This is a genomic window from Anatilimnocola aggregata (assembly GCF_007747655.1).
In the GTDB taxonomy this organism is placed as follows: domain Bacteria; phylum Planctomycetota; class Planctomycetia; order Pirellulales; family Pirellulaceae; genus Anatilimnocola; species Anatilimnocola aggregata.
Window position 1 is genome coordinate 6,249,109 of the sequence record NZ_CP036274.1, and the last position, 13,622, is coordinate 6,262,730.

The 13,622-nt window shown below is 57.6% G+C and carries 11 protein-coding genes; 7 read left to right on the forward strand and 4 right to left on the reverse strand.

The genetic code is table 11. From position 1 onward, the window contains the following. Nucleotides 1–445 precede the first annotated feature (445 nt). From lepB to ETAA8_RS23490, 6 genes are all read left to right on the forward strand, one after another. Complete coding sequence (gene lepB, locus ETAA8_RS23465; protein WP_202921226.1) at nucleotides 446–2,338, forward strand: signal peptidase I; 1,893 nt, start codon at nucleotides 446–448, stop codon at nucleotides 2,336–2,338. 57 nt (nucleotides 2,339–2,395) lie between these two features. After that, a complete protein-coding gene (gene lptB / locus ETAA8_RS23470) occupies nucleotides 2,396–3,226 on the forward strand; it encodes an LPS export ABC transporter ATP-binding protein (RefSeq protein WP_145094169.1) in 831 nt (276 codons plus the stop codon). A 172-nt stretch (nucleotides 3,227–3,398) separates the two neighbouring features. Then, the gene (locus tag ETAA8_RS23475; protein WP_145094172.1) at nucleotides 3,399–5,117 is read left to right on the forward strand and encodes a hybrid sensor histidine kinase/response regulator; all 1,719 of its coding nucleotides are present in this window, start codon (nucleotides 3,399–3,401) and stop codon (nucleotides 5,115–5,117) included. Nucleotides 5,118–5,128: 11 nt separating this feature from the next. Next, nucleotides 5,129–6,313: a metallophosphoesterase gene (locus ETAA8_RS23480; RefSeq protein ID WP_202921227.1), complete on the forward strand. Its 1,185-nt coding sequence runs from the start codon at nucleotides 5,129–5,131 to the stop codon at nucleotides 6,311–6,313. 788 nt (nucleotides 6,314–7,101) lie between these two features. Next, entirely contained in the window at nucleotides 7,102–7,458 is a 357-nt protein-coding gene (locus ETAA8_RS35980) for a carbon storage regulator (RefSeq protein WP_145094178.1), read from the forward strand. Between the two features lie 264 nt (nucleotides 7,459–7,722). Further along, nucleotides 7,723–9,645 (forward strand): chromosomal replication initiator protein DnaA, encoded by a 1,923-nt coding sequence (locus ETAA8_RS23490; RefSeq protein ID WP_145094181.1) that lies wholly within the window; start codon nucleotides 7,723–7,725, stop codon nucleotides 9,643–9,645. A gap of 104 nt (nucleotides 9,646–9,749) precedes the next feature. On the opposite strand, the gene ETAA8_RS23495 is transcribed toward ETAA8_RS23490, so the two are convergent. Then, nucleotides 9,750–10,616, reverse strand: a complete 867-nt coding sequence (locus ETAA8_RS23495) for a sensor histidine kinase (protein ID WP_238397546.1) — start codon at nucleotides 10,614–10,616, stop codon at nucleotides 9,750–9,752. A gap of 186 nt (nucleotides 10,617–10,802) precedes the next feature. Between ETAA8_RS23495 and ETAA8_RS23500 the strand changes: the two genes are divergently transcribed. Then, complete coding sequence (locus ETAA8_RS23500; protein ID WP_145094187.1) at nucleotides 10,803–11,063, forward strand: hypothetical protein; 261 nt, start codon at nucleotides 10,803–10,805, stop codon at nucleotides 11,061–11,063. 1 nt (nucleotide 11,064) lies between these two features. On the opposite strand, the gene ETAA8_RS23505 is transcribed toward ETAA8_RS23500, so the two are convergent. From ETAA8_RS23505 to dgt, 3 genes are read right to left on the reverse strand one after another with little or no spacing between them, the layout of a single operon-like run. Next, on the reverse strand, nucleotides 11,065–11,331 hold the full coding sequence (locus tag ETAA8_RS23505) for a hypothetical protein (protein ID WP_145094190.1): 267 nt from the start codon (nucleotides 11,329–11,331) through the stop codon (nucleotides 11,065–11,067). Continuing rightward, nucleotides 11,328–12,464, reverse strand: a complete 1,137-nt coding sequence (locus ETAA8_RS23510; RefSeq protein ID WP_145094193.1) for a sialidase family protein — start codon at nucleotides 12,462–12,464, stop codon at nucleotides 11,328–11,330. The genes ETAA8_RS23505 and ETAA8_RS23510 overlap by 4 nt, the downstream gene beginning before the upstream one ends. A gap of 3 nt (nucleotides 12,465–12,467) precedes the next feature. Next, nucleotides 12,468–13,619 carry a dGTP triphosphohydrolase gene (gene dgt / locus ETAA8_RS23515; protein WP_145094196.1) on the reverse strand — a complete coding sequence of 384 codons (1,152 nt, stop codon included), beginning with the start codon at nucleotides 13,617–13,619 and terminating at the stop codon, nucleotides 12,468–12,470. Nucleotides 13,620–13,622 lie beyond the last annotated feature (3 nt).

A 13,622-nucleotide genomic window follows, 5' to 3' on the forward strand; every position in this document is an offset into this window, starting at 1 on the left:
ACTGCTGGCGTCCAGCAAAAAAAGAGCTACGGCTCCGGTCATCGAGACGATGGGGCAGTACCACCTCGATAGAGAGAGCCGCAGCTCCGTAGCTGGGTTTTGAATTGATTTCTTGCGTTCGGCAAATCAGGCATCACAAAATGCGGTATGGCTAATATCGGCCACAGAAATGGACTTTGTGCACTAAAGTCTGCGACTCGGACAACAGGATGTCACACCCCAGGTTAAGGAAGACGCTAAACCGGGTCTTAACTCTGAGAGTGCTAGCTACCCGGCCGATTCAGCGACAAAGAAGTGCGGCGCTAACGGGGCTATATAGTTCAAGTTCCCGAGATTCGTTGTTTTCGCTATATTCGGGCAATACGGAACGAATACTCTGTAGTCTCCCCGAAAACCCCTCCACCGCAGGCTGGTTGCAGTAATGGCCAAGAAGCCGACCTCTGAGATGCCAAGTACAAGTTCTTCAAAAGATGTCACCGCGCGGGCGGGCACCACCAGCGATAAAGCGAAGCATCATGATGGAGGCTGGCGGGAGACCATTGAGTCCCTGGCGATGGCGGTCATTCTGGCGCTACTCTTTAAGGGCTATGTGGCGGAAGCTTTCGTCATTCCCACGGGGTCGATGGCACCTACGTTGCAGGGGCGCCACAAAGATGTTAGCTGCCCCGAGTGCGGCTATCAGTTTCAAACAACGGCGAGTGACGAAGTTGATCGAGCAGGGTTCTTAACCGGCAACCACGTTATTTCGGGCACCTGCCCGGTTTGTCGATTCACGCATACTTACGACCCACGGACAAATGCTAACGAAGGATCGTTTAGTGGCGATCGAATTATCGTCAGCAAGTTCGCCTATGAAATCGCCGAGCCGAAGCGTTGGGACGTGATTGTCTTCAAGTTTCCAGAGGACGCGGCACAAAACTACATTAAGCGGTTAGTCGGATTGCCGGGGGAGCAATTGCTCATATCGGGCGGGAATATATTTACTCGTCCAGCAGCCTCGGCCAGCGCAACTCCAACGATTGCCCGCAAGCCGCCGCACAAATTGACGGCGATGCTGCAGATCGTCGATGATTCCAGCCACATCCCAGAGTCGCTGCAAAAGATTGGGTGGCCGCCACGCTGGCGAGAATGGTCAGAGAACGGCACTGGCACTGATAATTGGAGTAGCGACGACGGGGGCAGGAGTTTCACGTGCAAGCCGGCGACCGAGACATCGTGGCTACGATACCGACACTTGACCCCAACCTACGCCGATTGGCAATCGATCACGGTTTCCAATCGACTTCCTCCCGATGTTGCCCTGCGGAGAGGTCAACTCATTACCGATTTATACGCGTACAACACGTCGGTTTACATTGATGCCGGCGCGAGTGGGTGGGCTCCCGACCCGGGCTACTATCGGACACCACTAAACTCTCATGTCGATTACGACAGAGTGCCGGATCGGCTTAAATCGACCGATGGCCGAGAATTGCTGTACGATCCAAGTCTTGTCGGGCCCGGAATACCCTGCAGCGAAGAGTTCCTCGGCAACCACTGGGTCGATGATCTTGCACTGGAATGCCTGGCCGATATCAAAGATTCGCAAGGCAGCATTTCGCTCGATTTGGTGCGAGCAGGCGTGCATCAACGGTGCACGATTAACGTGCAGGACGGCAAGGCAACCCTGAGCCGGATGAATGCCGTGGGCAAAGCCCTGCCATTTGTCGATTCAGAGAAGAAAGAAATCTCGAACCCAACCGCCATGACGGCAGTGAAAGGTGCTGGTATTTATCGCCTGCGCCTGACGAACTGCGACCACGAAGTCATGCTGTTCGTCAACGGCAAGCCAGTGAAGTTCGATCAGCCCACAACCTACGAATCGAATAAAGTCGTAGCGCCACAGTGGACGTCGCAAGACCCGCTCGATCTCGAGCCGGCAGCTGTCGGCACCAGTTGTTTGACGGCCAAAGTGTCACAGTTGCGAATATTTCGCGACAAGTACTACATCGCCATCAACTATCAGTCGAACAGCACGGCCGATTACACCACATTGCCACCACCACCACCCGGCGAACCTTTCTCCCTGCAACGGATTTTTGCCACGCCCGAAGAATGGCAAAGCAGCGGGTTGTTCGACCCGGCAAATCGTCGGCTGGCTGAGTTTACCCTGGAAGACGACGAGTTTTTTCCGATGGGTGACAATAGTCCCAGTAGTTCGGACGGCCGGTATTGGCATCCGGAGGATTATTTGACACGAGACTTGTTGATCGGCAAAGCGCTGGTCATCTATTGGCCGCATAGCTGGAATCGCCCAATGTTTTGGCCCAATTTCAAGCGAATGGGGCCGATTCGATAGCTGGTGGAGCCTCGCCTCGCGCCAATTGTTCAATAGTCGCGTTATGGAGAACGCCCGATGCCGATTTTGGAATCTCATGGATTGGTCAAGGCTTATGGTCGGCGTCGCGTCGTCGATGGCGTGAGTTTTGAGGTCGATGCCGCTGAGGTTGTTGGTCTGCTGGGACCAAATGGTGCCGGTAAGACAACCAGCTTTCGCATGACATGCGGCATGGTTGATCCCGATGCCGGGCAGGTCATTCTCAATGGCATCGATGTCACCCGCTGGCCCATGTATCGGCGGGCCAAAGATGGCGGCATGGGCTATCTCGCGCAAGAGTCCAGCGTCTTTCGCAAACTCAGCGTCGAACAGAACCTCTTAGCCGTCATGGAACTGCTGGGGATGGACCGCCGAGCGCGCAAGCTCCGCTGCGATGAACTGCTCGAACAATTCAAGATTACGCACATTCGCAAGAGCAATGCAGCCAGGCTTTCAGGCGGTGAACGGCGGCGATTGGAAATCGCCCGCTGCTTGATCAGCGAACCCGAAATCATCCTGCTCGATGAGCCATTTACCGGCATCGACCCCGTCACGATCCAAAGTATTCAGGGAGTGATTCGCGAACTCAAAGGTCGCGGCATTTCGATCCTCATCACCGACCACCAGGTGCGCGAGACATTACAAATCACGGATCGAAGTTACGTCGTCCATCAAGGGCGAGTTCTCTGCCATGGCACACCCGCACAGGTGCTCGCTAATCCCGAAGCTCGACAACGGTACTTTGGTGACGCGATGGACTTCGGCACGCCGGGACCACCTCGTCCGCACATTGGCGAAGAAAGTTTACGCCGTCGAACCGTTCGCCACGATCTACATAACGATGACACGCTCGATGAAGATGCGGCGTAGTTCCGCGGGCTATTTCGCGATTATCGACCGCGGTTTAGCACCATCGACATAGTGGAAAACTGCTCCGCGGCAGGCCGCAAGCGACTTGAGGCCACAATCTTGCGTTGAACGGAACGCATTCGCAACCTATAATCCTCCGGAGTCGTGTGTCGCGGCGTGCAGGAGCGGGGGCGTGAGCGGCAAGCCAAAAATTCTATATGTTGCAGGTGAATCGGACGAATTGCCCGATTCTATCAGTTCGTCTTGTGACGTCGTGGAAGTCCACAACGCCCTGCGTGCCTTAGCCCGTGTGACTCGGGAAGCCTTCGACGGTATCTACGTGTCTGCTCCTCGCTTTACCGAAGCTTTGCGTCTCGGCCGATTGCTGGAGAATGACCGCATCCTGGAAGGAATGCCCGATGCCATGGCCTTGCTCGATAGCGAGTGCATTGTCCTCTGGGCCAACGAACGGTTGCGTCACTGGACGAACCGCGGCAATATCGTCGGCGAACACTTTTTCGCCGCGCTCGGCAATCCAGAAATCGTTGGCACCGAAGCGTCCCCCTTGCGAGCCGCGCTCCGCACGGGTCATCCCGTTAGTTCGCTGCTGCGGACAACCGATAGTCGCTACTTCCATCTGCACGCAGCGCCAATTTCCGATCCCGAAGAGAAAACCAAGAACCTCGTCGTCACCGTTCGCGACGTCACAGTCGAGACGCAGCAACGGCACAAACTCAGTGCCATTCAAGATGCCGGCCGCCAACTGGCCGATATGAAGCCCGACGAAATCTTTGAGATGTCGGTCGAAGAGCGGGTCGAATTGCTGAAGTGCAACATTCTCCATTGCATTCAGGACCTGCTGAAATTCGACGTCGTCGAAATTCGCGTGGTCGATCAAAAAACCAAACAACTCATCCCGCTGCTCGAAGTGGGCATGGATCCCGAAGCTTCGCAGCGCGTGTTGCACGTCGGCAAAGAGAAGAACGGTGTGACCGGGTTCGTGGCAGCCACGGGCAAAAGTTACTTGTGCGAAGACACGGCCAACGACCGCCTTTATCTGCAAGGTGTGCAGGGTGCGAAGAGCAGCCTGACGGTGCCGCTCAAGATGCACGGCGTAGTGATCGGCACTTTCAATGTCGAAAGTCCGCAGCCGCGGGCCTTCACCGATAGCGACCTGCAATTTCTCGAAATTTTCTGTCGCGACGTGGCAATGTCGCTCAATACGCTCGATCTGCTCGCCGCCCAGCGGGCGAATGCGGCACAAGAGAGCGTCGAGTTGATCCACCGCGAAGTGGCTCTCCCCATCGATGCGATCCTTAACGATGCCACGATGGTTGCCCAGCAATACAACGGAGCCGATCAGGCCGTTGCCGATCGTTTGAACGACATTGTCAACCGTGCTCGCGAGATTAAGGCCGTCATTCAGCAGGTCGGTCGCAAGATGGCCCCGGCCGAGGCGATTCCTGCCAGTGTGGTGAGTGGTGATGATCGACCCAAACTCCGGGGCCGGCGCGTGCTGGTGGTCGATAGCGAACCCGCTGTCCGCACCAGTGCCCACTGCTTGCTTGAAAAATATGGCTGCGTGGTCGAGACTGCCCAGCGCGGAGACGAAGCAGAATCGCTCTATCAGCACAGCTTGCGCGATTCGCGCTATGACGTCGTCCTCACCGGCATCAAACTCCCTGATATGTCGGGCTACGACCTGATGATGCGGCTCAAACGTATGATTCATCCTGTCCCCCTGATTCTGATGAGCGAGTTCGGTTGGGACGAAGGTCATACCCTCGTCAAAGCTCGCCTCGCTGGTCTCCACAATCGCGGCATCTTGATCAAGCCGTTCATTCTCAAGCAGTTGCTCGATACCGTCGAAACGATCATCGACTGGTCGAACGAGCCTGGCAGCCAAGCCTAGCGATGCTCCGCATGGAACTCGCCCTCTTCTGGCTTCTCCTTCCCTTTGCGGTGCTCGGCCACTTCGCGTCCGCCATCTGGCTCTTCAATCGCTTGCATGCCGAAGTGTGGCCCTATCGCTTCCGGCAAGTGCTCGAACGACTGCTGTTTCTCGCCTCATTAACGGTGCCCGTGCTCATTGCCCTGCAATTGCCGGTGCTATCGTCCCTGATCACGCTTTCAGCGGAACAGCGGCAACAACTCCCCTGGTTCAACCTCCTCACGTTCGGCTATCTCTGCTTTACCCTGGTGGCTTGCCTGCTGATTGTGCCGTGGTGGCTCGTTCCCAAATTGCGATATCGCGTTCCCAGTGAACTGGTGAGGAACGAGACCCAGAGGTTGGATCTGGGCCAGCAGCTGCCGGGAATCTCGGTGCAGGGTGTGTTCCCTCGACTCTGTGCTTCGCTGCCGGGTAATCAGGTACTTCACCTTCATGTTCAAACCAAGACCCTGCGACTGCCGAACTTACCTCGTCGACTCGCTGGCCTGAAAATCGCCCACCTCACCGACATCCACCTGACGGGTAAAATCTCGCGGGACTATTTTGCCGAAATCATCCGGCGGACCAACGATCTGCAGCCCGATTTGATTGCTCTCACTGGCGATATCGCAGAGCGAACCAGGTGCCTGCCTTGGATCCAACCCTTGTTCGGCGCGTTGCAGGCCCCGCTCGGCAAGTTCTTCATCTTTGGCAACCACGACTTTCTCCTGCCCGATACCAACTTGCTGCTGGAAGAAATGCGAGCGAGCGGCTTTGTCGATCTAGGGGGCGATTGCCAGCGGCTGAACATTCGAGATACTCCGGTCTTAATCGCCGGGAACGAACTCCCCTGGCAAGGACCAGCGCCGGAGGTTCCGCCACGCATTCCCGACTCACCCTCGCCTGAGTTCCGGCTACTCCTTGCTCACACACCGGACCTATTTTCTTGGGCGCAGTCGCATCAGTTCGATCTAATGCTTGCCGGGCACAATCACGGCGGGCAAATTCGCTTTCCGCTCATTGGTCCGCTCATCTCACCCAGCAGGTTCGGCGTCCGCTATGCGGCCGGCGTCTTCCGCGAAGGCCCGACTTTCCTGCACGTTGGCCGCGGCATCAGCGGCGAACATCTCCTGCGGTTCAACTGCCCTCCCGAACTCACACTTTTGGTGCTGGAATAACCTGGACCCGCCACGGGCCGAACTCGCATGCAGGAAATTTCCATCATTGGCAATGATCGCGCAAATTTCCGCCAGCTCGCAAATCGTTCCATAAGTTGAACTTCGGCATTCCGCTGCGAGCGTAAGTCCTTACCCAGACCAGGAAACTTCGTGATTCAATTTCCGGATTGCCGAGTTTGCTGGTCGGCTAGAAACAAAGGGCCTGTTCAAACCTGTTGCTGAACAGCCCCGGGAATTCGCGGCGTTGGCGGTTAGCGGCGCGGTAAGTGACTGGAAATAAACATGTTGCAAGGCAAACTAGAGCCGTAGTTGCGGCGTCACAGTTCAGGAAATCGCCCCTGTTCTAGGCGTGCGCAAAACAGGAAATGCAGGCGGGAAGACGGCGGTCGAGCAAGAGTACGAAACCGAAATCAGAAGTTGCCTGCCAGCAAAAATCGGTTCGTCAATTTTCAGATTATTTGGGAAACCTGATTTTCCGTGACCAGACTAGTCAAACGTCTTTCGTATGTTTCTTTAGTCAGCTGATTCAGTGCAGCTGGCGAGCAAGGTCGCTCGGTAAGAGTTACCAAGCCTCTTGCCAAACTTTCACCCGTATTGTAAATTTGTACACTAGTTCGGATCGGTCGATGAGCCCTGTCGATTCCACTGAAAGCAAGGACTGGCAACAGGTTACGACAATCACTGTTGCTTTGGCTTTCGTTTTGGCACGGTCCGTGCATTAAGACCGTCTCGCTCATCTTCCCCCGCATTCGCAAACGTAGTTTCTCATCATCGCAAAGGAGTGTGACATGCTTGTTTTAACTCGGAAGCTTCAAGAACGGATCTGCATCGGCAACGACATCACCGTAACGGTGCTGCGTGTTAAGGGGCAACAAGTTCGCATCGGCATTGAAGCGCCGCGCGACGTTCGGGTCATTCGTGGCGAATTGCCTCCGAATGCTACTCACCGTGAAGAGCCAGCCATGGCTGACGACCAGGTCGTCGCGCCCCTGACGCTCGACATTGATGTCTCGCAGCTGCTCGAAGATTCGGAAGCTGAAACCGCCGATGCCGAGGAAACCAGCACGGTGGTCTTTGGTCGTGGTCGCCCGCTCGCCATGAAGCAATTCGTCCGCAGTGTGCTGGAAAGCGCGCTTGCGAAGTAATAACCGGCCCGCGCCGGGAAACTTCCGAAATCGTTTCCCAGCGCAAGCTTTTGGAACAGAAATCATTGCCACTGGCAGCCTGGCCAGTGCCGACGCACTTAGGAAATCGCACGGAGGCGATTTCGCGCCGCAAACTCGGCGCATCTTTCCCAGCTTTGCTGCCCCGCACCTTCGGTTCAAGTCCTTCCGGCAGAATCTCCGATAGGTCTTAACAGCGGTACCATCGGGGGCCCGCGCGCTCGGGGGGAATTCTGGGGCTGGACCATGCGGCTATCGCTGGCCCGCGGATTTGCGCTGCCTGTCTGCCTGTTTTGGGCGGTCATTGCTGCTGCGCAGTCCGGACCTCAGTCCGACCCGTTTGCCGCTCCCGCCACACGGCCTGCAAGTACCCAACCCAGCGCGCCGCTTTATATCACCTCGCAGTCCGATGTGATCATTCCGTTTTCGATTCGCGCGACCGATGCCCAGGGCCGAGCGCCAGCCAAAGTTCGAATCTATGTTTCGCTCGACCAGGGACGAACTTGGGATCTGTATCAGGAAGTGAAGCCCGAAGAAAAAGGCTTTCGCTTTCGACCTAAGCGGGATGCGGAATTTTGGTTTGCAACTCAAACGGTAGCTGCCGATGGTACGACCGATCGGCAGGACCAGCGAGTCGCTCAAATGCGGCTAATCATCGATACGGCCAAGCCGCGCTTGCAGATTACTCCGCGACTGGATGAATCGGGCCGAGTCCATTTGACCTGGACGGCAGCCGATCCGTTTTTGCAGAACAACTCAGTTCGCCTCGAATGGCAAGACCCGACCAGCGGCGGTTGGCAATCGGTAACCGCGACCACCTCGCCGGGCGAAGCAGCGACGCGGGGACAAGTGGCCGCGCGGTCGACCATTACGCCCCCGGCCGGTCTGGAAAAAATCGTCATCCGGGGCGAAGCAGCAGACTCGGCGGGAAACAAGACGATTCTGACGCAGCAGTTTGAATTGAAGGCCGCCGGTGAATCGGGACAGCAAGCATTGTTGCCGTCGGCACCCGGCAGCGGAGCACTGGCCCAGCGTTGGACGCCGGAACAAAACGATCCGTACACTCGCCGGCCCACGAACATCGATCCGGCATTGCCCCGCGTGCAACCCAATACGGCGCTCGCCAAAGTTGGACCGACGAATCAACTTCCACCGCCGCGAGAAGAATTGCCGCACGACGATCAACAGCCCCAACTGGTGCGAAATCCTTATTCGCCAACCAGTGGCGGCACCCCCGCGCGGCCGGCTAACACGGGCGAACTACTCCCACCCGCTGACGACACTCAGCGGGGCTATCCAAATCAGACCGAGAGCCTGCCGCCACCGACGCAGAACGATGGCCTGAACAACACCCCAAGCTTCAATGCTCCGGACAACGAATATCAATCGCCGCGCGGGTATTCTTCGCCCCGGCCCAGCGAGACGATCGTGCGGCCCGAGCCCATCGAGCGCGAGCCGATTGCCCCGCCTCGGCGGGTCGAGGCCATTTCACCACCCCAGGGTGATCGGCCGCGAATGACAAATTCCAAACGCTTCAGCCTCGATTACGACGTGGAAGCCGTGGGGCCCGAAGGAGTCGCTGATGTGGAGTTGTGGGGGACCGGCGACCGGGGACAAACCTGGGTGAAGTGGGGCTCCGATCCCGATCGCGCGACGCCGTTCGAAGTCGAAGTCAGCAACGAAGCCATCTATGGCTTTCGCATCGTGATTGTCGGTCGCAATGGCCTGGCGAGTAACACGCCGCAAACGGGCGATGCGGCGGATATTTGGGTCGGGGTCGATCTGGCCAAACCACATGCCCGGCTGACGGGTGCAACCATTGCCGGTGGTGAACAAGCGGGCAAACTCGAGATTCGTTGGGATGCCAATGACGACCACTTTGGTCCGCGCCCCATCACGCTTGCTGTTTCCGACCGTGCCGCTGGGCCGTTCACGCCGATCGCAGCGGGGCTGCCCAATACGGGGCGATACTTCTGGGAATTCGATCCCCGCATCCGTCGGCAACTCTTCATTCGGATCGAAGCTCAAGACGAAGCGGGCAATCTGGCCGCCGATCAATTGACCGACCCGATCTCGATCGAAGGGCTCGCACCAAAAGGTCGCATTCGCGATCTCGCCCCAGCACCAAATGGCCCGCCACAGGCCTTCCGCTCACCACTGTTTCGGTAAGTGGACTTCTTCCTGCACGTCTTCAGAGTCAGGCACAGCAAGAAATGCTCAAGGGCATGAAGGTTGCCTTCATGCCCTTGTTAAGTCGTTATCAGCGACAGCGTTTATCGCGCGGCGGGTGTTGAAGACGCGGGCTGAATGGCAGCTGCGATTGCCGGGGCGGGTTCGGTCGCTGGTGGAGCAATCGCGGGAGCAACGGGCAACTTGATCGTTATCGCCGTTCCTTTGCCAACCGTGCTTTCGACTCGAATGCGGCCACGGTGAGCTTCGACAATCCGCTTGCAAGCCGAGAGGCCAAGGCCTGTGCCACCTTGGCCCGACTCATCGGGGCCAGTCTTCGTCGTAAAGAACGGCTCGAAGATGTGGCGCAGTTTGTCGGCAGGAATGCCACTACCCGAATCACGGACGGTCAGGTCGACCGTCTGATGCGTTTTGTCGTGTTCGACGCGCAGGATCAACTGCCCGCCGTTCAACATGGCCTGGCGCGCGTTGATGATGAGGTTAAGAATGATCTGCTGAATCTGATTTCCCACGGCCCAAGCGGGCGGGGCTTCACCAATCTGCAACTCGACGGCGATGCGGTACTTATTCAGTTCGCGATCGAGCAGAATCAGTGTTTCGTCGAGCAGTTTGGCCAGATCGGTCGGCGCGAACGAGGTCGCGCGATTGCGGGCAACCCCGAGTACACTGCCGGTAATCTTCGCAGCGCGCTGGGCAGCTGCATTGATCTTTTCGAAGGCTTTGTCGCGCGTGGGTTCGTCTTTATGACGCATGCCCATCCGCGCGTAATTAAGCACCGTCATCAGGATGTTGTTGAACTCGTGGGTCGTGGTCCCCATCAGTTCGCCCAATGATGTCAACTTCTGTGCTTGCAGCAACTCTGCTTCCAACTTGGCAACTTGCCGTTCGAGCTCAGCTGTGCGATCCGCTAGCAATCCACTCATATTGCCGCCATTCTCCCTGTTTGCCATTGCGTGCTCGTTTCGACTGGCTTACTCGGTTCGCCTCGCCTACCCTGCCTCAGCGATTTAACTGCTTGAAGGGGCGGCACATCGACACTTCTCTGTTATCGACGAATCGAACTGGCCAGCATCACCGGCGGGCGATACAATCCGCGGCAATTGAATTGCGAATGAGTCCGCTGCAAGGAGGCAGCCATGCACACCGTCGAAATGCGCGAAAGAATGATTCGAGTGGCCGAAGAACTGGGCTACTCCGTGCGGCAAGAGTGGCTCGGCGGCGCTGGTGGCGGATTGTGCGAGTTCGGCGGCCGTCGGCACATTTTTCTCGACCTGGCACTCTCAGCTGTCGAGCAACTCGATCAACTGGCTGCGGCTTTGCAGCAAGACCCAGCGATACACTCCATTCGCTTGCCACTGCCGCTGCAACCGCTGCTGGGCATTCGCCGCGCGGCGTAAGTCACTCGGCCGCTGGTGCTGAAGCCAAATCGCCAAGTAACTCTTGAGCCAACTGTTGCATCTTGCTGTTTACCGTTCGCGCGGAACATTGACCACCCAAGATCGCAGCCCGGGCTAATTGCTGCCGAGCTGATTCGAGGTCAGTTTGCACATAACGCGTGACGACGAACTCGTTCCAAGCGCGAACGTCGATATCGCCTGCCGCGACTTGCGAGAGGAATTGCACAAAGCGTGACCGCAACCTGGCAGCCGAATCGGGCTCGGTCATGGAGCTTGAATCCACGTGAGCGGAATGTTGGCGAAGTGAAGTTGAGGTCGATACTTTTCGCCTTTACGGCTCAGTTCGTACAGCAGCCCGAGATTGCCCCCAGGCAAGCTGACGAGTGACGAGTACTCCGTTGCGCCGGGATCGAAGACTTTGGCCACTGGCCACGTTTTCCCTTCGTCCTTACTTGCGCGCAAGGTGAGATTGTGCCGTGTGGTTCCGGGTGGATTGCTGAAAAGCCATAGCCGGCGATCGGTCACCGGTTCATTCATCACGATCAGGGCCGCCTGACAAGCGGGCTCGGTTAAGGTGCGATCGATCTCGGGTTTACTCCAGGTTTCGCCAGCGTCGCGGCTGGTTGCGAGGGTGCGAAAGCCCTGCTTGTTGGTGCCGCGCATGTTAAGTACGACGGTTCCATCACTCCGCTGGGCAGCCTGACACTCGGCCGTATGTTCGCCGACGGTTTCGCCTTTTTGCCAGGTGCGACCACCATCGTCGCTGAAGATCGCGTGGCAGCGATACATCTTCGAGTCGCGCTCGGTGTGATAACTGGGAATGAAGAGCCGGCCGCTGGCGAGTTGAATGCCAATTCCCGGACCGGTGCCGTACCAGGTCCAACTGGGTTCGCGCGTGGTGGCAGAAATATCGCGCGGTTCGGACCACGTCGCGCCCTCGTCGTCACTCTTGATGATCCAGACCGTCGTCGGCCCGCTGCTTTGGCTATCGACAATCTGTTGCTCGCTGAAGGGACCGGGACTGCGGGTAAAGGGGAGCCAAATCGTACCCGTTTTTTGGTCGACCACCGGGCAGGGATTGCCGAGCGTATCTTCGCTTGCATCGGCGATCTTTTGCATCGGCAGCCAGGTTTTTCCACCATCGGTGCTGCGGCGCAAGACCAGATCGATATCGCCAATCAGGCCGGTTGCTTTCACGCGCCCTTCGCAAAAGGCGAGCAGCGTGCCTTGTTTGGTGGCAATCAAAGCAGGAATGCGATAGCGACCGTAGCCACCTTCACCCGAGACAAATAGGGGTTCAGTCGGCAAGTGGGCTGTTGATTCTGGAACCTGCGCGAAAGCAGACAGCGCGGTCGCAGTGAGCACGAACAGTGAAACGACTGGCGCAGCGAACGGATTCACGAATCACCCCTGGGCAAAGTGCTGTTCGAAAATGCTGAGGAAGAAGCGGTCCGTCATGCCGGCCAGATAGTCGCCGACCGCCCGGGGCGCGCCAACCCGCTCGATGCGGCGGAAGTGATGCGGCGGCAACAGGTCCGGCTTGGCGAGATAGCCTTGAAAGGCCTGCTGCAGTTTGGCTTGCGCTTCGCGCCGCATGGTGATTAATCGCGCGTGACGATACACCCGCTCGTAGAGAAATCGTTCGAGCTCGCGTTTGAGTTCGGCCAGTTCAGGACTTGGTCCGATTCGAAAATCCAATCGCCGCGCTTCGTCGCTGCTCAAACCGCGGCACTCACGCAGGATCTCTCCCGAGTATTGCAGCACGTTGCTCACCTGGCGCTCGATCAATTCGTGAACCACCGCCTTGCGCAAACGGTCGCCCGAACAATTGGCAAAGCGTCGATGTGCTGAAGCAACTGCCTCGCGCACGAGTGTCGTTTGTTGCAGTTCCTCAAGCGTGACGAGACCGAGCTTGACCGCATCGTCGGAATCGTGAGCATCGTAAGTCATGCTGTCAGCTGCTTCGACCACCTGCACTTCGAGCAGCGGGCCGCAACCGCCGGTCGCCGCGAAGAGGGCTGCCTTTTCGGCGCGGGTCTGCTGACCTTCGAGCAATTCGTAGGTGAGATTCAACCCCGAGAATTCGGCGTACCGCTGTTCCAGATCCTCGGCAATGGTGAGGGCAAACCGATTGTGCGAAAAGCCGCCGTACTCGTGCAACACTTCGTTCAGCGCGTCTTCGCCGGCATGCCCAAAGGGCGGATGGCCGATATCGTGAAACAGCGCAAGCGCTTCGACCAGGTCTTCGTTCAACCGCAAACAGCGCCCCAGTGTGCGGGCGAGGCACGATACTTCGTGCGTGTGCGTGAGCCGCGTCCGATGGTAATCGCCGAAGTCGCCGGTAAAGACTTGCATCTTGCCGCTCAGGCGACGAAAGGCAGCCGAGTGAATCACGCGGTCGCGATCTCGCTGAAAAGGGCCGCGATAAGGATGCTCGGGCTGCGGATGCTTCCGTCCCTTGCTCTGCCGACTGAACATGGCATAGCTGGCAAACAGTGCGCGTTCGCGCTCATCGACGGTGCAAATTAGGTTGGAGAGGTCAGGCAGCGTATTCATCGC